This is a genomic window from Lacrimispora sp. (assembly GCF_032078915.1).
GTDB lineage: Bacteria > Bacillota > Clostridia > Lachnospirales > Lachnospiraceae > Lacrimispora.
The window spans coordinates 1-19,655 of sequence record NZ_DAMAUN010000009.1; the positions used below are offsets into that span (position 1 = coordinate 1).

At 45.8% G+C, this 19,655-nt stretch carries 19 protein-coding genes; 16 read left to right on the forward strand and 3 right to left on the reverse strand.

Annotated features, from left to right (window positions below; translation table 11 throughout):
* Positions 1 to 13: 13 nt before the first annotated feature.
* From RT269_RS05440 to sdaAA, 6 genes are all read left to right on the forward strand, one after another.
* Positions 14 to 826: a carbohydrate ABC transporter permease gene (locus RT269_RS05440; RefSeq protein ID WP_313181215.1), complete on the forward strand. Its 813-nt coding sequence runs from the start codon at positions 14 to 16 to the stop codon at positions 824 to 826.
* A 14-nt stretch (positions 827 to 840) separates the two neighbouring features.
* Positions 841 to 3,057 (forward strand): alpha-galactosidase, encoded by a 2,217-nt coding sequence (locus RT269_RS05445; RefSeq protein WP_313181081.1) that lies wholly within the window; start codon positions 841 to 843, stop codon positions 3,055 to 3,057.
* Positions 3,058 to 3,219: 162 nt separating this feature from the next.
* Complete coding sequence (locus RT269_RS05450) at positions 3,220 to 3,903, forward strand: helix-turn-helix transcriptional regulator (RefSeq protein ID WP_313181083.1); 684 nt, start codon at positions 3,220 to 3,222, stop codon at positions 3,901 to 3,903.
* 201 nt (positions 3,904 to 4,104) lie between these two features.
* Positions 4,105 to 5,319 carry a dicarboxylate/amino acid:cation symporter gene (locus tag RT269_RS05455; protein WP_313181084.1) on the forward strand — a complete coding sequence of 405 codons (1,215 nt, stop codon included), beginning with the start codon at positions 4,105 to 4,107 and terminating at the stop codon, positions 5,317 to 5,319.
* A gap of 27 nt (positions 5,320 to 5,346) precedes the next feature.
* The gene (gene sdaAB, locus RT269_RS05460) at positions 5,347 to 6,015 is read left to right on the forward strand and encodes an L-serine ammonia-lyase, iron-sulfur-dependent subunit beta (RefSeq protein WP_313181086.1); all 669 of its coding nucleotides are present in this window, start codon (positions 5,347 to 5,349) and stop codon (positions 6,013 to 6,015) included.
* A 9-nt stretch (positions 6,016 to 6,024) separates the two neighbouring features.
* Positions 6,025 to 6,903 carry an L-serine ammonia-lyase, iron-sulfur-dependent, subunit alpha gene (gene sdaAA, locus RT269_RS05465; RefSeq protein WP_313181087.1) on the forward strand — a complete coding sequence of 293 codons (879 nt, stop codon included), beginning with the start codon at positions 6,025 to 6,027 and terminating at the stop codon, positions 6,901 to 6,903.
* A gap of 96 nt (positions 6,904 to 6,999) precedes the next feature.
* Here the strand turns inward: sdaAA and RT269_RS05470 are convergent, their stop codons facing one another.
* Positions 7,000 to 7,131, reverse strand: a complete 132-nt coding sequence (locus RT269_RS05470) for a hypothetical protein (RefSeq protein WP_313181220.1) — start codon at positions 7,129 to 7,131, stop codon at positions 7,000 to 7,002.
* A gap of 330 nt (positions 7,132 to 7,461) precedes the next feature.
* Here RT269_RS05470 and RT269_RS05475 point away from each other — a divergent pair, with 330 nt between their 5' ends.
* The 5 genes from RT269_RS05475 to RT269_RS05495 all read left to right on the forward strand — a co-directional run bounded on the left by RT269_RS05475 (position 7,462) and on the right by RT269_RS05495 (position 13,222).
* On the forward strand, positions 7,462 to 7,602 hold the full coding sequence (locus RT269_RS05475) for a hypothetical protein (protein WP_313181089.1): 141 nt from the start codon (positions 7,462 to 7,464) through the stop codon (positions 7,600 to 7,602).
* Between the two features lie 76 nt (positions 7,603 to 7,678).
* Positions 7,679 to 10,234, forward strand: coding sequence for a hypothetical protein (locus RT269_RS05480; protein WP_313181090.1), 2,556 nt, complete (start codon positions 7,679 to 7,681; stop codon positions 10,232 to 10,234).
* Positions 10,235 to 10,450: 216 nt separating this feature from the next.
* Complete coding sequence (locus tag RT269_RS05485) at positions 10,451 to 10,900, forward strand: MarR family winged helix-turn-helix transcriptional regulator (RefSeq protein WP_313181092.1); 450 nt, start codon at positions 10,451 to 10,453, stop codon at positions 10,898 to 10,900.
* Between the two features lie 8 nt (positions 10,901 to 10,908).
* The gene (locus RT269_RS05490) at positions 10,909 to 12,297 is read left to right on the forward strand and encodes an MATE family efflux transporter (protein WP_313181093.1); all 1,389 of its coding nucleotides are present in this window, start codon (positions 10,909 to 10,911) and stop codon (positions 12,295 to 12,297) included.
* A gap of 34 nt (positions 12,298 to 12,331) precedes the next feature.
* Positions 12,332 to 13,222 carry an alpha/beta hydrolase gene (locus RT269_RS05495; protein WP_313181094.1) on the forward strand — a complete coding sequence of 297 codons (891 nt, stop codon included), beginning with the start codon at positions 12,332 to 12,334 and terminating at the stop codon, positions 13,220 to 13,222.
* A 75-nt stretch (positions 13,223 to 13,297) separates the two neighbouring features.
* Here the strand turns inward: RT269_RS05495 and RT269_RS05500 are convergent, their stop codons facing one another.
* A complete protein-coding gene (locus RT269_RS05500; protein WP_313181096.1) occupies positions 13,298 to 14,017 on the reverse strand; it encodes an adaptor protein MecA in 720 nt (239 codons plus the stop codon).
* A gap of 349 nt (positions 14,018 to 14,366) precedes the next feature.
* Positions 14,367 to 14,768, reverse strand: a complete 402-nt coding sequence (locus RT269_RS05505) for a pyridoxamine 5'-phosphate oxidase family protein (RefSeq protein WP_313181098.1) — start codon at positions 14,766 to 14,768, stop codon at positions 14,367 to 14,369.
* Between the two features lie 138 nt (positions 14,769 to 14,906).
* Between RT269_RS05505 and RT269_RS05510 the strand changes: the two genes are divergently transcribed.
* The 5 genes from RT269_RS05510 (at position 14,907) to RT269_RS05530 (ending at position 19,639) form a co-directional block, all read left to right on the forward strand.
* Complete coding sequence (locus tag RT269_RS05510) at positions 14,907 to 15,284, forward strand: winged helix-turn-helix transcriptional regulator (protein WP_313181099.1); 378 nt, start codon at positions 14,907 to 14,909, stop codon at positions 15,282 to 15,284.
* Positions 15,285 to 15,331: 47 nt separating this feature from the next.
* Positions 15,332 to 16,771 (forward strand): serine/threonine protein kinase, encoded by a 1,440-nt coding sequence (locus RT269_RS05515; protein WP_313181101.1) that lies wholly within the window; start codon positions 15,332 to 15,334, stop codon positions 16,769 to 16,771.
* A gap of 18 nt (positions 16,772 to 16,789) precedes the next feature.
* Complete coding sequence (locus tag RT269_RS05520) at positions 16,790 to 17,407, forward strand: hypothetical protein (RefSeq protein WP_313181102.1); 618 nt, start codon at positions 16,790 to 16,792, stop codon at positions 17,405 to 17,407.
* Positions 17,408 to 17,496: 89 nt separating this feature from the next.
* A complete protein-coding gene (locus tag RT269_RS05525) occupies positions 17,497 to 17,742 on the forward strand; it encodes a hypothetical protein (protein WP_313181216.1) in 246 nt (81 codons plus the stop codon).
* A 235-nt stretch (positions 17,743 to 17,977) separates the two neighbouring features.
* Positions 17,978 to 19,639, forward strand: a complete 1,662-nt coding sequence (locus RT269_RS05530; RefSeq protein ID WP_313181104.1) for a glycosyl hydrolase family 18 protein — start codon at positions 17,978 to 17,980, stop codon at positions 19,637 to 19,639.
* Positions 19,640 to 19,655: the final 16 nt, after the last annotated feature.

Sequence of the window (19,655 nt, forward strand, 5' to 3'; positions counted from 1 at the left end):
TAAGAGTAGAAAAATTAAAACGGCCATCGTTTACTTTATTCTTACAATCGGGTCTGTCATTATGCTGGTTCCCTTTTTGTGGATGTTTTTAACGGCCTTTAAAAGCACGTCGGAGGCAACGCAGATGAATCCGTTCATCATTTTTCCCACGGTATGGAGAAAGGAAGCATTTTTATCCATCATAAGCAAAATGAACTTTTTAAGGCTGTACTGGAATACGCTGCTGCTTATCGTAGAACGGGTCATTTGCGCGGTGCTTACTGCGACCATGGCAGGATATGCCTTTGGACGCCTTCACTTTAAGGGAAAGAATCTGGCCTTTTCCCTGGTTTTGTTCCAGATGATGGTTCCATCCCAGATCTTTATTATTCCTCAATACATAATGGTGAGTAAGCTGGGAATGTTAAATACCTCCTTTGGCCTGCTTTTTCCGGGGCTCGTGACAGCTTTTGGAACCTTTTTATTAAGGCAGGCTTATATGGGGCTTCCATCTTCCTTGGAGGAGGCGGCCAGGCTTGACGGCTGCAATATCGGCCAGACCTTTCTTTATGTAATGGCTCCCCTTACAAAATCCTCCATGGTGGCGCTGGGTATCTTTACCGCGCTGTTTGGGTTTAAGGAGTTGATGTGGCCTCTGGTCGTCAACACAGAGCAAAATACCATGCCCCTGTCTGCAGCCCTTGCAAAGCTGCAGGGACAGTTTGAAACAAATTATCCGGAGCTTATGGCGGCATCCTTGCTGGCCTGCATCCCCATGATCATCATTTATCTGATATTCCAGAAACAGTTTATAGAAGGAATTGCTACATCCGGAGGAAAATTATAAAAGGAGTATGAATTATGTCTATCATTTATCATGAACAAGCGAACCAGTTCCACCTGTATAACCAGTCCATGAGTTATATCATTCAGATCATGGCCAATGGCCAACTGGGAAATCTGTACTATGGGAAACGGATTACGGACAGGGAGTCCTATGCATATCTCCTTGAGACAGGAGAGCGCGCCCATGCCGCCATAAGCTGCCCGGAGCCGGACCGCTTATGTCTCCAATATACGAAGCAGGAATATCCTGCTTATGGTACTGGGGATTACCGGTATGGCGCCTGCATTGTTAAGCAGGAGAATGGCAGCAGGATCACAAACTTTACCTATGCGTCCCACCGTATCTTTGAGGGGAAGCACTCCATAGAGCCTCTTCCTGCCACCTATGTGGAAGAGGAGAGGGAGGCTGCCACCTTAGAGATCACCCTTCATGATGATGTGATGGATACGGACCTGATCCTTTCCTATACGATCTATGAAGATATGCCGGTCCTTACAAGGCATGCCCGTTTTGACCACCATGGCAAGGAGGAGATCGTTCTCTTAACGGCTATGAGCGGAGCTGTTGACCTGCCGGATTGTGATTATGAGATGATTCAGCTTTCCGGGGCATGGTCCAGGGAGCGGTATTTAAAGAGGCGTCCCCTGGAACAGGGAATACAGTCCATCTACAGCATGAGAGGGATCAGCAGCGCAGAGCACAATCCATTCCTGGCACTTGCAAGAAAAGAGACTACGGAGAAAAGCGGCCAGGTATATGGCTTCAGCCTTGTGTACAGCGGCAGCTTCTTAGGCCAGGTGGAAGTCTGCACCCATGATACTACCCGGGTGCTCATGGGAATCCATCCGGATACCTTTGAATGGCCTTTGAAAGCAGGGGAATCCTTCCAGACTCCGGAGCTTGTGATGGTTTATTCGGAGCAGGGGCTTTCCTTTATGAGCCAGATCTTCCACCGCTTATACAGGACCCGGCTTGCGAGAGGGTATTGGAGAGACAGGGAAAGACCGGTGCTTTTGAATAACTGGGAAGCAACTTATATGGATTTTAACGAAGAAAAGATTCTTGCAATCGCCAAAAAGGCGAAGGAAACGGGCGTGGAGCTGTTTGTTCTTGACGACGGCTGGTTCGGCGAACGAAGTGATGACCACAGGGGCTTGGGAGACTGGCAAGTGAACCGGAATAAGCTGCCGGAAGGAATATCCGGACTGTCTGAGAAGGTGGAGGCCCTGGGCTTAAAATTCGGTCTGTGGATCGAGCCGGAGATGGTCAATAAAGACAGCCGGTTTTATGAGGCCCATCCAGACTGGATTTTGTCTGCTCCCGGCCGTTATGAAACGCCAAGCAGGAATCAGCATGTTCTTGATTTTTCAAGAAAGGAAATTGTTGATGCGGTTTACGGCATGTTAAAGGATATTATTTCCAATGCAAGAATCTCCTATATCAAGTGGGACATGAACCGGTATCTGACGGAATGTTACTCCAGAGGAACCACCCCTGACGGGCAGGGAATGGTGATGCATAAATTTATCCTGGGAGTCTATGACTTATATACCCGGCTCACCAGGGATTTCCCGGAGATCCTGTTTGAATCCTGCGCCAGCGGAGGGGCCAGGTTTGATCCTGGAATGCTGTACTTTGCTCCACAGGCATGGTGCAGTGACAATACGGATGCCATGGACCGGTTAAAGATCCAGTACGGGACCACCATGGTTTATCCCATATCCAGCATCGGAGCCCATGTCTCCGCAGTGCCCAACCATCAGGTACACAGAATAACGCCTTTGGATTCCAGGGGAAATGCAGCGATTTTCGGTGCTTTTGGATATGAACTGGATTTGAATCACCTGTCTCCCGAGGAAATAGAGACGGTAAAGCAGCAGATCGCATGCTATAAGAAGTACCGGAAACTTTTACACCAGGGAACATTTTACCGGTTAAAAAGTCCATTTGAAGGAAATGACACGGCATGGATGGCAGTATCAGAAGATCTGGAACAGGCAATCGCCGCTTATTATCAGGTTTTGAATCCTGCCAATGCAGGCTGGCTGCGGTTAAAGCTCCAGGGGCTTTGCGAGGATATGCTCTATAAAGTTTCCCTGCCGGGAGAGACCGGGGAATACTATGGAAGCGAGCTTATGTACGCCGGCATTCCCATTAACAGAAGCCGCCTTTTTAGAGAATCAGGGGATTTTGCCTCTTTCCTCATCTTTATTAATAAAAAAACAGAATAAAGAAAGAAGTCCGGGCAGGCATTGCCTGGACTTTTTTAATGTAATAAATTACATTACTGTTAAGTAATCTGCCTTTTTATTGAAAAATATTTTACAGCATGCTATAATTCCTAAAAATAATGCATGATTCCTTAAAAAAAATGAATGTAGGGGATGAATACAATGAAGGATTATAATGTACACTTAACACTGATTGACCGAATCATACTGGAATCCTATATGACCATGATGGAAGGGCTTGCAGATTATCTGGGGGGAGGCTATGAGATGGTGCTTCATAGTCTGGAGGATACGGAGCATTCCGTCATTAAGATCATCAATGGACACCACACAGGACGTACGGAAGGAATGCCGATTACGGACCTGGCCCTTCAGATGCTGGAAGAAATTGAAAAGGATGGCGAAAAAAGTTACATCTCCTATTTTACCAAGAACAAAAAAGGAGAACCATTAAAATCCTCTACCATTGTGGTGCGGGGGGAGGAAAAACGGATTATCGGTCTTTTATGTATCAATTTTTATTTGAATACAGGTTTTTCTGAAATCCTGACCAGCTATATCCCTGCAATATCTACTCATTCCATGGTTAAAACTGAAACCTTTGCTAAAAATGTGGATGAATTAATTTTCAGCAAAGTCCAGGAGGTTCGGAAAACGGTATTGGCAGATGAAGGGATACTTCCGTCTCTTAAAAATAAGGAAATCATTAATTCCCTGCATCAACAGGGGGTTTTTACCATGAAAGATGCGGTTGTAAAGGTAGCCGACTATCTGGGAATATCTAAAAATACCGTATATATGCACATTCGGAATGTGGGAGGAACTACAGAAAAAAAGAACGAATAAACATTAATACAGCGGAATAGATGATAATGAAAATTCCTGCAGGTTTTTGTGAGAAATCACAAAAAACCTGCAGATTTTTTTGGTTATTTGTTAGAAGAACATAATAATATTGCAATTAAAAAGCATATATGGTAAAATAAATTACATCATATAAACGAATACAATAAAATTTATTTTATTGTATGAAAGGAAGGTATTGATATGGAGGAAAGTAAAAAGAGTAAGAAGGGACTAGGATTGGTACCAAGGCTGATTATTGCAATTATCATTGGTATTTTAATTGGAATGTATTGTCCCAGTTTTGTAACTTCAATATTAATTACAGTATCAGATTTGTTTAAACAGTTTTTAATGTTTATCATTCCTCTTATGGTAGTGGCTTTTGTTACTATGGGAATTGCGGACCTGTCTCAGGGAGCCGGAAAGCTGCTGGCATTTACCGCAGCGATTTCCTATGCTTCCACGCTGCTGGCAGGCAGCGCATCTTATGTGGTAGCCAGTACATTTTTCCCTTCTTTTGTGAATGAAGAGGTTGTTGCAAAAGTTGCATCTGCAAGTGACAAGGCGATCAGCGGATATTTCTCCCTTGAAATCACACCGTTACTTGAAACAACAGCGGCTGTTGTGCTGGCCTTTGTACTGGGAGTATGCATCAGCACCATGAGGGGCAAAGAGATCGGAGATGCCCTGTATAATGTATTCAAAGAGTTTTCCGAGATTATTACTAAGGTACTGGGCCGGGTGATCATTCCGCTTCTTCCTTTGTATATCTGCGGAACCTTTGCCAAGATGACTTATCAGGGAACTACCTTTGCCATTATGTCAGTGCTTTGGAAGGTATTTGTGATCGTGATACTGCTTCATTTGATCTATCTGCTTGCGGCCTTTACCTTTGCAGGTATATTGACAAAAAGAAATCCGCTTACCATGTTAAAGAACCAGTTGCCCGGCTATTTAACTGCGATTGGTACCCAGTCTTCTGCGGCTACCATTCCGGTTAATATTAAATGTGCGGAAAGCAATGGTATTTCAGAAGAAATCCGTAACTTCGTAATTCCGCTGTGCGCTAACATTCATATGGCAGGTTCTATGATCACAATTACCTGCTGTGTGACTGCAACCCTGCTAATTTACGGCATGCCTCATGGATTCCTTACCCTGTTCCCGTTTATCTGTGTACTGGGAGTAGCCTTAGTTGCATCTCCTGGAGCTCCGGGAGGCTCTATCTTTACGGCGACTCCATTCTTCCCGATTGCAGGAATACCTGCAGTAGGAGATATTGCCAGCCTTCTTCAGGCAATGTATATTGCACAGGACAGCTTTGGAACTGCATGTAACGTATCCGGTGATAATGCGATCAGCGCGCTGGTTGATATGTATTACCATAAATATATTAAGAAAGATAACAAAGGCTAAGGTGATTGCGAAAGGAGAAGGCTGATTATGCCGTCTATCAGTATTTTCGAGGTAATCGGCCCTAATATGGTAGGGCCATCCAGTTCCCACACTGCGGGTGCTGTGGCAATTGCTCTTCTGGTTAAAAAAATGTTCAATGAACCCATTCGCGAAGTGGAGTTTATTTTGTACGGTTCCTTTGCAAAGACCTACAAAGGCCATGGAACCGACCGTGCGCTTCTTGGCGGCATCCTGGGGTTTGAGACTTATGATCTAAGAATCAAGAATTCCTTCCAACTGGCTGATGAATGTGGGATAAAGTATTCCTTCCAAGTGGATGAAAAGGAAACAGAAGTTCATCCAAATACAGTAGAGATTCATGTGTCCGGAGAAAAGGGCGGAACCATATCGGTCCGCGGTGTCTCCGTAGGAGGCGGTAAAGTTAAAATCATCAGGATCAACGGCATTGATGTAGACTTTACCGGGGAATACTCCACACTGGTTATACGCCACCTGGACTATCCCGGCATGGTGGCTTATATTGCCACCAGTTTAAGTGAGCGCAATGTAAATATTGCTTTCATGCGCCTGTTCCGGGAACAGAAAGGGGCGACTGCTTACTCTGTGGTGGAATCTGATGAGGAAATCCCGCAGGAATTGCTGGATAAGCTGCGGGAACACCCCAAAGTAGAAGATGTTATGCTTATACAGGTTTAGGAGGCTTTTATGGACTTTATATCAGGAAGTGAATTGTTGAAATTGTGTGAGGAAAATCACTGCCGGATTTCAGAAGTGATGCGGAAACGGGAAGCCAGTGAGTTCGGTGCCGAACCGGAAGAGACCATAAGCCGGATGAAGGAAGCTTACCGGATCATGAAGGAAGCCTGTCATAAGCCGTTAGATGAGCCGGTGGCTTCCATCGGCGGATTGATCGGGGGAGAAGCTGCAAAGGTACGCAACAGAAGGAGATCAGGAAAATCCATATGCGGAAGCATGCTGTCTAAGGCGATTACCTATTCTCTGGCTGTTCTGGAAGTCAATGCTTCCATGGGCCTTATTGTAGCGGCGCCCACGGCCGGAAGTTCCGGGGTTCTTCCTGGACTGCTGCTTGCTTTGGAAGAAGAGTTTTCCTTAGATCACGAACAGATCATAGATGGCCTTTTTACAGCAAGTGCGGTTGGTTATCTGATCATGCGGAATGCTACCGTGGCCGGAGCACAGGCCGGCTGTCAGGCTGAGGTTGGCGCTGCTTCCGCAATGGCTGCGGCGGCTGCAACGGAAATCATGGGCGGAACGCCAAAGCAGTGCATGGATGCGGCTTCCTCCGCAATCGTGAATCTCTTAGGGCTGGTCTGCGATCCGGTAGCCGGTCTGGTGGAGTATCCCTGCCAGAGCCGAAATGTTCTGGGAGCTTCCAATGCACTGGTATGTGCCGAAATGGCATTATCAGGAGTAGAGCAGTTCATACCATTTGATCAGACGGTGGACACCATGATGATGGTGGGACGTTCGATCCCATTTGAATTAAGGGAAACTTCCCTTGGCGGATGCGCAGCTACGGAGGCCGCTTGCAGGAAAACCTGTGAGATTTTTAAAACAAAATAAAAAATTAGTATGATAAGCGGTACCGGTTTTGTAAAATCGGTACCGCAGTATGTAGACAAATCGGTGCTCAGGACGCAATTCCAGGCACCGATTTTTTTAATGTAAATTTCTTTGTGTTTTAATAAATATACAATCAATAGGCTCAGCCATAAGCCCTAATCTTTGCTTCATTTTTGACAGCTTTTTCAGATCCATACATGCAAAGGTCAGTCCGGCTTTCATTTCCATTCGGGCTCTCCCGATCATTTGTGTATAACGGAAACCATGATTCTCATGCTGAAAATCAGTTGGCTCCTCCTTAAAATAGAAAAATGTCAGGGAATGTAAGTGCTTAACAAAAAATAAATATAAAATAATGACCAAAAATAAATGGTAAATATGTAAATGATATACAATGATTTCTATGCTGAAACTTAATGGGTATGATGAAATATTCTAATAGAAACTGGTATTTATGTATAAAATTAAAATAAAAGTAAAAATATAGTTGATTATTAATTTTCTGCGCAGTAATATTTAAATGTAAGCGCTTACACTACTATTATGGAAGAGGAAAAAATGAATGCTATATTGAAGAGGTGCAGGAAAGCACTTCTGGATACGGCCTCCACCGTCCGTTACCAGGAGCTTTGCAGAGAGCATTGGAGTACCGTGATTATTTCGTGCAGCTTCATGGAAACCCTAAGGATTCTTCTTTAAAGCATTACTGGGGAGGTGATTGAGTCGTACAGATTCACATGTCATTATTTTAAACCAGATCGGAGGAAATTTGACGTTGAAAAAGAAACTTAATTACATTTTAATCTGTGTAAGTATCGTGCTTTTGGCGCTGTCCGGCTGTAAAGCTTCACCAGCTAAAGCGGAGCCATCATCGGAGCCTTCAGCCGAAGCATCATCTGAGGCAGAGCCGTTGTCTGTAAGCAATATGGCTCATGAGCTTGAATGGAATTACCGTGCTTTCGGCCAGTCGGTTGATTTGCGCTTTCAAGCCTCAGGCAATGTTCCGGAGCAGGATGGCATCAACAATGTATGGATCAACCCGTCATGGTTGGATCGGCCGGATTTAAATGATCCAACGCCGGTTGTGGGCGAACCTTCTACCCGCCCCGGACATGTCGACCCTAACGGACAGGTGGGGAAATCAGGCGTCCGTCCTTATATCTTTACAAAAAGCTCGGCCTTTATTCCGCCGTTAGAGGGCGCACTTGAGCATGATAAACCGGTTAAGCTGAAGGAAGGCGACAAAATTGTGCTTGAAAGCCGGGGAGGTAAGATTACCAATGGACATGACGGCATTACCTTCTTTTACGTCACACTGCCCACTGACCGGCTGTACAAGCTGACCGCCGATATCACCAAAAGCTCCGTAGCCTCTAATCCAGCGTCCGGTGCAAATGGAACCAGTAACCAGGCCGGAGCCGGTATCATGGCCCGCGACTTCGTGGGAGAGCAGCGTGCGGAGCCTTACAGGGATGGATATGAGGAACCCCCTGTTTGTTCCAATTTTGCCGGAATCGGTCTGTGGAATGCGGCAGACGGCAGGCCCAGTTATGCCAGCCGGACAGGCGTTACCTCACCAATTCATGCAGTAGGCCACAACACCGAACGGGGAAGCGCCGTATATGGAACCGATGATACCGACATGAATGCGATTGCCGTTGGCCTTACCTTTACCTATACGTTAGAGCGTGGGAACGATGGCTTCTATTATCAGGTAGGCGAAACAAAAGCAAATGGAGGGAAGGTGTTGGTACCCCGTACAAAAATACCTGATTCCACCCCGGATATGCTTCAGATAATAGACGGTGTTAATATGTACTGGGGGTTTGCCGCTGCACGGGAAATTCGTATCCTGGTTGAAAACGTTGTCCTGACTGATGAGGGAGAAGCGAACTTTGTCCCGGCTCCGCCTGCTGTTACGGATATGAACCCGGATGCAGAGGTCGACTTGAGGAGCCGCAGCCAGACGGCAAAGGACAGCAGCGTCCTTGCCCTTCGGCCCAACCACAACGGCGTGATGAAAGTAACTGAAAAAAGTACCGGCGCAGTGGTCTTTGACGAGCCTGTTACCGCATACAACGAGGCTTATATCAGCGTAAACCTTGAGATGGGAGACAATGACTTCGATTATGAATTTGAAACTAAGGAACCAGATGTAAACGTTAAAATTGCCAGGGGTACAGCTGTCATCACCCGAAACGCTGCGACCCCCACAACGGATATCACCTATATATGGGCGGCGCCGGAGGCGAAAGGGAAAGGTACCGGCACTGACCGGGCAAATGCCATGGATATTTCCTCTGCCACAGCTGCCGCAGAGCCGGGTCAGACAATTTATTTAATTGACGAGACGTACACTGAAATATCTATCGGAAACAGCAGCAGTGGTTCGCCGGATCATTACGTCACCATCATGCCGGAGCCGGGCGTACCCTATGTCCGCGCGCGCAACGTAAAAGCGGAAGACCATAGCACCTATATGCATTTCAAGGGTATTCATGCAGGAGGGGAGGAAGGCAATCCCTATAAAGGGACTGATGGCGACGAGAATGGCAGCGTGTTTGACATGGGGCAGAGCGACTACATGATCGTTGAAAACTGTACGGCCATGTACAGCACCGGTTCCGGCTTTTCCCATAACGGAGGCGGCGGAAACAAAGGGACCTGGGCAAAGTACAATACCTATATAAACTGTACAGCCATGTATAACCAGGATGAGTTCAAGCAGAATTCCGACGGTTTCCAGATGCAGGGCTTTGGTGTGGGGAATAAGTACATCGGCTGCGTGGCTGCCTATGCCGGCGATGATGGCTGGGATCATTTCCTGCGTGTGGGTGAAGGTCCCGGCGGAGATATCTATTATGAAAACTGCATCGCCTACGGCAATAATGCCAATGGCTTCAAGCTTGGCGGCGAGGGCCAGCCGACGCCAATGGAGCTGGTAAACTGCCTTTCCTATGACAATGGCATGGCAGGGTTCTCCGATAACTTTAATCCTGGCAATGTAAAGCTGATCAACTGTACTGCCGTCGACAACGGGACTCAGAACTTTATCATGCGGGATAATCCAAACGTTACTCCAAAACAGGAATTGGCAGGCTGTATTTCTTACCGGACTGTTGAACCTGGGAAATTCTATATTGATGCTGTGGCGGGCAGCGTGAGCAATTCAGCGCTGATCCTTGACGACAGCAGGAAATCAGTTCTGGACGGAGAGGTTTTGTCAGATAGTGCGTTCGTTTCGTTAGACAAATCATTGGCTTATTCCCGGGATAAGGACGGCAATCTCGTGCGGGGGGACTTTGCCAGCAGAAGGAAAATCTCCAAATAAACGCATCGGCAGGGTGTTGTTTTAAGGGCAGTATGATGTTATACGGGATTTGATAAAACAGGCGGTATCGGGAAATTACACAGGATACCGCCTGTTTCTGTGTAAAATCACAGGTCCCGGATAAAAAATAGTTGCGAATGCAACCACTTTATGTTATGCTGTTTATCATCTTAAAATAAGATGAAATGCTGTCCAATAGGCTTGGAGGTGGAAATCATGTGCGAGCACAAGGAAATCGGGAAATATATCTCGATTATCCAGAGACTTAATAATATGTATTTTGCAAATCAATTATCTACTTATCAGATAGGCTGTGGACAACAGTTTTTTTTATTGCAAATTTTTAAAAAACCTGGTATGAGTCTGCATGAGCTGGCTTCTTTTGGACATTACGATAAGGCCACTGCCACCCGCGCGGTTAAGAAGCTGGAAGAAGAAGGATATGTTGTGACGGAAATGGCACAGGAGGATAAACGCATCCGGAGGATTTACGTCACAGACAAAGCGGCAGTTGTCGTGGGAAAGACCTTGGAGAGCGTAAATGAATGGGCAGATATTATATTAAAGGGGTTTACCAAAGAGGAACGTGATGCAGCAGAGCAGTTGCTCATTCGCATGGCTTACAATGCTCTCGATCACATCGTGGAACAGAAGGGAAAGGAATAGAATACTTTATGGAACAAAACAGGATAAGACAGGGGGAAAATCCCCTGGGATATAAACCAGTGGGACATTTGCTGCTTCAGTTTGCACTTCCGGCAATTGTCTCCATGCTGGTAAATTCGGTTTACAATATTGTTGACCAGATCTTTATCGGTCAGGGCGTTGGGTATCTGGGAAATGCGGCAACCACCATTGCATTTCCGATTGTCACCATCATTTTAGCCATATCGACTCTCTTGGGAGCGGGGGGAAGCGCCTATGCTGCCATTAAGCTGGGTGAAAAAAATGAGGAAGAGGCAGACAAGACCCTTGGAACCGTTTTTCTGATGACCCTGGCAGCCAGCATAGCAGTTATGGCGGTAGGATTCCCGCTTATGACGCCTATGTTAAAGATTTTTGGAGCTACCGCCAATACCATAGAGTATGCAAGGCAGTACACTTCTATCATATTACTGGGCACACCCTTTAACATGCTCTCCGTAGTGCTGAGCAATATGGCCAGGACAGACGGGAGTCCTGCCTTATCCATGTATGCCATTTTGATCGGTGCCGCTTTAAATACCATACTGGATCCGATTTATATTTTTGTATTTCATTGGGGCGTGACCGGAGCGGCCATTGCCACCATTACTTCTCAGATCATTTCCGCAGTTGTGCTGGTCCTGTATTTTGTGTACAAAGGAAAGCATATGCGCCTTAATAGAAATAGTTTACGCATTGATATGGATATCTGCAGACTGGCCCTGCCTCTTGGGATCTCAAGCGGTATCACCCAGATGGCGTCCACCATTTTGCAGGTTGTCATGAACAATTCCCTGGTGTATTATGGAAATAAGACGGCCATTGGCGGCGATGTGGCCTTAAGTGCCATGGGTATTGTAAATAAGATCGGCATGATCCTGATCTCCATCTGTGTTGGGATCGGCATCGGCTCCCAGCCTATTCTCGGGTTTAATAAGGGAGCGAATCAGCCAAAGCGTGTGAGGAAGACTTATCTTTCGGCGGCTGTGGCGGCAACCTCAGTTGCCCTTACGGGCTGGCTTGCCTGTCAGTTGTTCCCAAGGCAGATTTTAAGTCTGTTTGGGACGGAGGATGTGCAGTTCACCCAGTTTGCCATCCGCTGCCTGAAGGTGTATATGCTTGGAATCTTTTCGGCCGGATTCCAGGTTGTGACAACCAGCTATTTCCAGTCAACGGGACAACCCTTAAAGGCTTCCATTTTATCCATGCTTCGTCAGCTTTTGTTATTGATCCCGCTGATACTTATCCTTCCTCTTTCTTTTGGACTGGAAGGAATCCTGTATGCAGGGCCTGTGGCGGATATTACTTCAATGATCATTGTCAGCCAGTTTGTTCTGCATGAAATGAAAAAATTAAACTTATTATGCAAAGAATCGTAACGTGTGGAATAAAGGGAAAGGAGATGTGGAAATCATGAGCATGAAGACGGAGATGGCAAGATTTGCTGCAGAGCTAAAAAAAGCGGACAAAAAGATGGCCCTTGAACTGGAACAGCCGCCCAGAGGAACGGGGGCATTGACCCAGGAACAATTTACAAAAAAAGTACGGGTAAAAACCTGGAACATAGACGGTTTCCCCGGAGTCACCATAAACGGAAGTTATACAAAGACTGCCCATATCCTCATGCTGCCGGGAGGGGCCTATACCCTGGAGCCGTCAGAGCGTTACAGGGAAATGGCGGAGCATTTTGCCATAGAGAAGCAGGTAAAGGTGACCATACCTTCCTGCCCTCTGGCTCCGGAATATACGGCGATAGATGTCCACCGTTATCTGGTCCGGGTTTACACCTGGCTGACGGCAGAGTATCCGGAAGATGAACTTTTTCTTTTTGGGGATTTTTCCGGCGGTGGTCTGGCTCTCTCGTTATTGCAGGAGCTGCGGGACATGGGGAATCTGCCTATGCCGGTGAGAACTGCCGTGGTTTCCCCGTGGCTGGACATTGCCCTTAACAATCCGAAGATAAAGATAATGAAAAAAGCGGATCCTATCCTTCCTGTAGAAGCGTTAAAGGAAGCAGGTGCCCGCTACTGCGGCCCTTTGGAACCGGATCACCCCTTTGTCTCGCCCCTTTATGGAAACTGGGATGAGCTTGGACAGATTCTGATATTTTCCGGTACAGATGAGATCCTTACGCCGGACTGTGAGCTTCTGGCCGAAAAGGCGGGAAAATTTAAGGGAACGGAAATCATTTATAAAAAAGGGGCTAAGATGGTTCATAACTGGATATTGATCCCCAGCAAGGAAACGGATGCCACGTTAGAATTGATTTTTGCATTCTTCCTGGAAGAAGGTTTGGGATTTTAAAATGAGGCTCGGCCCTTTTAAGGGGCCGAACCTCATTTTTGATTTGTGATGAAGTACTATGAACAAAGGAACGGATTAAAGTTTGGCAAGAGACTGAAGGGCGTGACCTTCAATCAGCACCTCGTAATGTTCCCTGTAGTACGCTTCGGAGGCGTAGTCCTGGTGAATCTTGGAACCATATTCCGCAAGCAGGTTGCAGACACGGCTGAAATCCAGAGATTTGTCAGGAGTGTTCCTGATCACCAGATAATACTGCCTGGTATCAGGTTTTTTATATAATGTATTCTCGCCATCGTAAACCTGCCCGATGGTCCTTGCAGCATCAGATATCTGGTCCAGACTTTGAAAACAATAGATTCGTATCGAGGAAGCGCTTGATTGCTCTTTTGGCTCTTCGGTCTCCGGTTCTTCTTTCTTGTCAAGTCCTAACAGGTTTAACAGTCCGTCGGCGCCTTCCAAAAGTTCGCTTGCTAAGTCTCCTGGCATGGAATCCAAGTCTTCGTCGGCTGATGGTGAAAATTTTGCAAACCTTGTATCTAATTCTTCCGGATCTTCGATTTTTGTGATTACTAACATCACACTTTCATTGGACAATGGAATTGCTTCTACCATGAGAGGAATGTCTTCTGCTTCGAATCCCACTTCGTTAGAGGCTTTCTGAATCATCTCGCGGAACAGGTTGCGGGCTTTTTCACTGCCATAGGCAAGCTCGCCTAAATTTAAGTTTCTGACGCTTAAATCAAAGCTGGTAAGCGTACAGCGAATTTGATTTTCGTTAATACGTTCTATCTTCATAGGATCACTTCCTGTTCTTTTTAAAATGGTGAATGAATGTTTACATACTTCCTCAACATAACTATACTATATAATATAGCGAAAAAGCAATTACTATGTGAAAAAATTTATATAATTTTAAGGTTTGAATGCTAATAACCGGGAATCCTATTTGCTTATTGGAATTTCCCGGTTTTATTTTAGGTATGATGATAATATAATATAGATTTATTCAATTTCTTCGTAATCTTCACAAGGTGATTTAGAAGAAAGCTTCAATAACCATTAGTTTCTATGTAAATATAATCTAAAAGATTAATTTCCAAGTTTGCATAAAAAAGGAATTTTAATGGTTCATTGGCGTTTGCGGTTAAATGGTATAAGTTTTTGGGCCATCCGTAAAGCTGAAAGTTTCAACTCCCTCTACATCAATGTAGAAAAGCTCAAAAACAGGATTGTCTGGTGTATTGTACAGGCCCTTTATACCGGGATTCTCGTCCAGTGCACGAGCTTTTAAAGAAAGATCGTTGACAAAGGCAGCCTTGCCGTTTACAGATACCACCGGCGTAAAGTTAGTTGGGTAGGTGCAGAAAGAAACATTGGGGTTGGCCTTAATCTGTTCGTAGACCGGCTTTTTGTTGCTGGTGCAGAAATATACTTTGTTGCCGTCTGTAAACAGGTACTGGAATACCCGGGTTTTTACCTTGCTTCCATCCTGTGTAGCCAGGACGCCGTTGGGGTTCTTCTTCAAAACAGCTGCATAATCAATCATGACTGATCCTCTATTCTTTTATTGGCAAATTGTATTTTGTCTTGCCTTATGCTATAATTATAGTGTGCACAGATCAAAGTACAAGTACGATTTTTTAGTATAGTAAGTATCTAATAGGATAGTAATGGAGGTTTTATTATGAATAATGAAAGTGAAAAAAAAGACCTGTTCGGTATCTGTCCTTATTTTACCTCTCAAAAGGTATTGAGCGGGAAATGGGCGCTGCTGATTCTTCACTATCTGGAAGAACAAACACTTCGGTTTAAGGAATTAGAGCGTGCACTGGCTCCCATTACTCAGGCTACACTGACAAAACAGTTGCGTAATTTGGAAGAACATGGTCTGATTACCCGTACCGTTTATCATACCATTCCTCCCAAAGTGGAATACTCTTTGAGTGAATTGGGCCTTCAATTTAAACCGGTGTTGGATAGTCTGGAAAAATGGGGAGAGTTATACATTGCCCATATGGAAGGTAAAGACATCCAGGAAGTTTCAAGTTTCCGTAAAAAATAGTTGAAAAAACAAATAGAATATATTAGAATATACCCCAAGAGATGATATTGGACAGACTAAAGGAGGTGGTTTTAGTAAGCGCCGTTCTGTTTGGCAAATATCAGTTATACGGCATCTTGGGAACCGGCCGGGCAGGGACAGTTTTTCTGGCGGTTCATCTTGGGCTTGAGGAATACCGGGCAATCAAGCGGGTACCCAAAAGCTTTCTGAAATTCCAACGTCTAAGGCATGAAGCGCTTGTTCTTAAGGAACTTCGCCATCCTGGAATTCCCATTATTTATGATGTAGAGGAAGACGAATTTTATAGTTATTTAATCGAAGAGTATCTGGAAGGAGATTCTTTATATGACCTTGTGAAAAAACAGGGCCATCTATCGCGGGAACTGGCCATCTCATATGGAATCCAGTTGACCAGCATCATCAGTTACCTGCATCTCGCAGGACCAAACCCCATATTACATTTGGATTTACAGCCGAAAAACCTGTTATTGTGTCATGACATCGTTAAACTGATTGACTTTGAACTTGCCGCGTCCGTGGATGATGCAAATATGCCCGGAGAGCGGTATGGAACCGTAGGATGTGCGGCGCCGGAGCAGTATTCAAAGGATGGAGTATTGGATGAAAGGACAGATCTATATGCCATTGGTGCTATCATCCATTTTCTATTTACAGGAGAATTCCCCAAACTGCCCTATAAACCGGCTTCATCAATGGATGCAGATCTGGCTGCCGTCTTAAACCGGTGTATGAAAAAGGAAAAAGAAGAACGGTTTTCATCAGCACAGGAGCTGGGTGAGAGGCTTGGACAGCTTAAAAACATGGGAACGGCTGCAAAAGACCGTCTACAATCGTCATCTCTTACAATCGCTCTTGCAGGGAGCAAATCAGGGGCCGGAACGACTCATATTGGAATCGGCCTGTCTGTCTATCTTAGAAATCACGGATATCCCAATTTATTTGAAGAAAAAAATGACTCCGGCATGGGCACCGGGCTTGGTGATCATGCAGCCGCAAAGCGGGACCAGTTTGGCCTGATGAGGTACCGGGGGTTTATTTGGAGACCCTATTACGGGCCTGGAGTGAAATTAAAAGAGCCGCCTTATAAAATTCGTATTCTGGATTACGGAAAAAATGTTGAGCTGGCTCGGATGGGCAGCCCGGATGCATTGATACTGGTATGCGACGGCAGCAGCTGGAGCAGAAACAGTGCCTATTTCTCCGCAGAATATGTAGTGAAAGGCCAACGCTCCTACGGGATCGTTTATAATCATGCAGCCAGGACAGCCAGGATAAGGCTGCCTGAAGGGGCAGCCCCTTCCAGGTGCATTAAGGCCCCTTATTTTCCGGACCCTTTTGAGACAAATGCAGAAACAGGAGGCTTTTACAAGACTCTTCTGGAAGAGATTTTAGAAATAAAAAGCAGGAGGAAAAAAGGGAAAGGAAGGTATGGAAGACGGATCAGCGATTGGTTTTTTGTGCCATAGGGAAAGGATAAACGCCTTATGAATAGAACGGTAATAAAGGTGAGGAAGCTTTTACGATCCGGTAAAAAGCCGGTCAATCAGGAGATCATTGGGATCATCGGAACCGGAAGAGGAGTGGGGGTGACCCATTTTACTGTTATGACAGCAGGATACTTAGGTGGAGTCTTAAGAAAGCGGTGCGCGGTTTTGGAATGGAACAGCCATGGGGATTTCCGGAATATGAGAAAGATGTGCGCAAAGGAACAGTCCCAGGCCGGATGTTTTCATATACTGGAAGCGGATTATTATGAAAGGGCGGGGATCGATACGCTGTTATTGTGCAAAAAGTCCGGTTACCAGGCAGTGATTGTGGATTACGGAACCGTAAGGGATGGCAATCTGGAAGAATTTTTAAGATGCGGCAGGCAATTTGTTCTCGGGAGCTTAAGCGAGTGGCAGATGGAAACGTTTCTGGAGTTTGAGAAAAAAGGGAAAAAAGCGGAAAAGAGCTGGAAGACGCTCGTGTCATTTGGCAGCGAGGAAGCCAGAAAGAATGCAGAAAAGAGGCTTAACATACCCATCTCCCGAATTCCGGTTTCAGTAGACGTGTTTGCTGTCACCGGTGAAACCATAGGCTTTTACCAGCAGTTTTTTTAAATACCGGGGGAGGAATTGTGTCACGGCAAAACCCTTGTGGTCCTCCCCCGGCCTTTGTAACAAAAGAGAATCAGACGGGGGATATGCAGATGAGAACAGAAGATGCCAGGGAAAGGAACGGGCAGACAGAGAAAGGCCAGTATCTGGCAGGGCTTAAGAAATACCGGGATCAGGGAATCGCCATCATTATAGATGGAGAAGAACTGCCGGAGAAAGACTGGAATAAAATCTTTGAAATAAGGGAGGACGATAGTTTTTATATGGCCGATTTTGTTCCTGACGGAGAGACTGGAAAACTGCGGGAAATAAGATTTGACCGGGTTTATTACCGGTAAATGCTGGATCGTGCCAAAAGGGACGCATGCGGGATGCCATCTTCAGCCTTAAGCTGGCTGTTTCAGTGCGTCAGGGTGGGAATAGGGGATATGGAATGTAATGAAAATGTAAATTCCAAAAAATAAGAATTGTGATATAATGGGCAAAAGAGAGCGAAGATGAGTTCGCTCATGATATAATCCAAAGGATAGTACAGGCAAAAGACGATACGATCCATTAGCAGGAGGAAAACAGATGAAGAAGAAAACAGCGCCGGTTCTTGCGACGCTAGGATTGATTTTGTTAGTGACCGCCATATTTTCGGGGGTGTGGTTTCTGGAACGGTATATTCCCTCAAAGGAACAGGCAGATATAGCCGGACTGCTGGGAGTAAAGGGAGATGAAGTAGCCCTTTATCTCAATGAGGATCTGCAGGAGGCAAAAGGGCTTTACCTGCAGGAACAAACCTATCTCCCGATTGAGTGGGTGAATGATATGTTAAATGAGCGGTTTTACTGGGACAGCAATGAAAATCTTCTTGTGTATGCCCTGCCGGACTCCATTGTCTATGCGGATCATTCCACGGTCGGAATGTCTGGGAAACCCCTGATCTGGGTGAATGAGGACCAGGTTTATTTGTCTATCGGACTGGTGGCAAATTATACGGATATCCGTGTGACTGCCTATGACAGCGCAGAGCATAAGCGGATTTTTATTAATAATAACTGGGAGGCCCAGCAAAAGGCGCTGGTTTCCGAAAAGGGAAATGTCCGGGTAAAAGGCGGAGTGAAGAGTCCCATCGTAACATGGATTTCTCCAGGAAGCCAGGTCACTGTTCTGGAATCCATGGGAAAGTGGGATAAGGTGCGGACGGAAGACGGATTTGTAGGCTATGTGGAACGCAAACGGCTGGGGGAAGTGACTAGTGAGGTTCTTAAAAGTACTTTTGCAGCGCCGGTCTACACCAATGTTTCCATGAATGAACCGGTTTGCCTTGCCTGGCACCAGATGACAACCCTTGAAGGAAATGGTTCTTTTGACAGCGTGATCGCCAATACAAAAGGGGTCAATGTCATTTCTCCAACCTGGTTTGAGCTTACGGATAATGAAGGAAACTTCCGGTCCCTGGCCCAGGAGGATTATGTAAAGAAGGCTCATGACAAGGGCTTAAAGGTCTGGGCCCTCATTAATAATTTCAGCCCTGATGTAAATACGGAGATCCTGATGTCAAAAACCTCCATCAGACGGAAGCTGATTGATGCCCTTATGTCGGAAGTGGATCGGTACGGCCTTGACGGGATCAATCTGGACTTTGAAGGGATCAAGGAAGAAGCAGGGGTCCATTATGTTCAGTTCATACGGGAGCTTTCCATACCTTGCCGCGAGAAGGGGATCGTCTTATCCGTGGATAATTATGTTCCGGCTCCCGGCAATCAGTTTTATAACCGGAAAGAGCAGGGGATCGTGGCTGATTACGTGATTATTATGGGATATGATGAACATTATGCAGGCGGGGACGCCGGTTCTGTGGCTTCCATTCAATATGTGGAAAACGGTATCAAGGATACCCTGGCCCAGGTGCCAAAGGAAAAGGTGATCAATGGAATCCCCCTCTATACAAGGGTGTGGACCGAGGGACCTGACGGAAAGGTTACCTCCTCCTCCTTGGGCATTGCCCGTGCAAAGGAATGGGTCAGCGAAAAGCAAATGGAATTATACTGGCAGGAGGAACTGGGCCAGTATTACGGAGAATTGCAGTCAGAGGAAGGGCTAAAAAAACTGTGGCTGGAAGAAGAACGGTCCATAGGACTTAAGATGGATTTAATAAAGCAGTATGGCCTGGCAGGCGTGGCTTGCTGGAAGCTGGGATTTGAACCGTCAGACTTGTGGGATGAAATCCGGCTTGATAAAAAGTAAACGAAAGACGTGTAAG

Excerpts from the sequence above, each read along its gene's own strand:
- RT269_RS05445 (WP_313181081.1), top strand. The coding sequence starts at position 841 with ATGTCTATCATTTATCATGAACAAGCGAACCAGTTCCACCTGTATAAC.
- RT269_RS05450 (WP_313181083.1), top strand. The coding sequence starts at position 3,220 with ATGAAGGATTATAATGTACACTTAACACTGATTGACCGAATCATACTG.
- RT269_RS05455 (WP_313181084.1), top strand. The coding sequence starts at position 4,105 with ATGGAGGAAAGTAAAAAGAGTAAGAAGGGACTAGGATTGGTACCAAGG.
- sdaAB (WP_313181086.1), top strand. The coding sequence starts at position 5,347 with ATGCCGTCTATCAGTATTTTCGAGGTAATCGGCCCTAATATGGTAGGG.
- sdaAA (WP_313181087.1), top strand. The coding sequence starts at position 6,025 with ATGGACTTTATATCAGGAAGTGAATTGTTGAAATTGTGTGAGGAAAAT.
- RT269_RS05470 (WP_313181220.1), bottom strand. The coding sequence starts at position 7,131 with ATGGAAATGAAAGCCGGACTGACCTTTGCATGTATGGATCTGAAAAAG.
- RT269_RS05475 (WP_313181089.1), top strand. The coding sequence starts at position 7,462 with ATGAATGCTATATTGAAGAGGTGCAGGAAAGCACTTCTGGATACGGCC.
- RT269_RS05485 (WP_313181092.1), top strand. The coding sequence starts at position 10,451 with ATGTGCGAGCACAAGGAAATCGGGAAATATATCTCGATTATCCAGAGA.
- RT269_RS05490 (WP_313181093.1), top strand. The coding sequence starts at position 10,909 with ATGGAACAAAACAGGATAAGACAGGGGGAAAATCCCCTGGGATATAAA.
- RT269_RS05495 (WP_313181094.1), top strand. The coding sequence starts at position 12,332 with ATGAGCATGAAGACGGAGATGGCAAGATTTGCTGCAGAGCTAAAAAAA.
- RT269_RS05500 (WP_313181096.1), bottom strand. The coding sequence starts at position 14,017 with ATGAAGATAGAACGTATTAACGAAAATCAAATTCGCTGTACGCTTACC.
- RT269_RS05505 (WP_313181098.1), bottom strand. The coding sequence starts at position 14,768 with ATGATTGATTATGCAGCTGTTTTGAAGAAGAACCCCAACGGCGTCCTG.
- RT269_RS05510 (WP_313181099.1), top strand. The coding sequence starts at position 14,907 with ATGAATAATGAAAGTGAAAAAAAAGACCTGTTCGGTATCTGTCCTTAT.
- RT269_RS05520 (WP_313181102.1), top strand. The coding sequence starts at position 16,790 with ATGAATAGAACGGTAATAAAGGTGAGGAAGCTTTTACGATCCGGTAAA.
- RT269_RS05525 (WP_313181216.1), top strand. The coding sequence starts at position 17,497 with ATGAGAACAGAAGATGCCAGGGAAAGGAACGGGCAGACAGAGAAAGGC.
- RT269_RS05530 (WP_313181104.1), top strand. The coding sequence starts at position 17,978 with ATGAAGAAGAAAACAGCGCCGGTTCTTGCGACGCTAGGATTGATTTTG.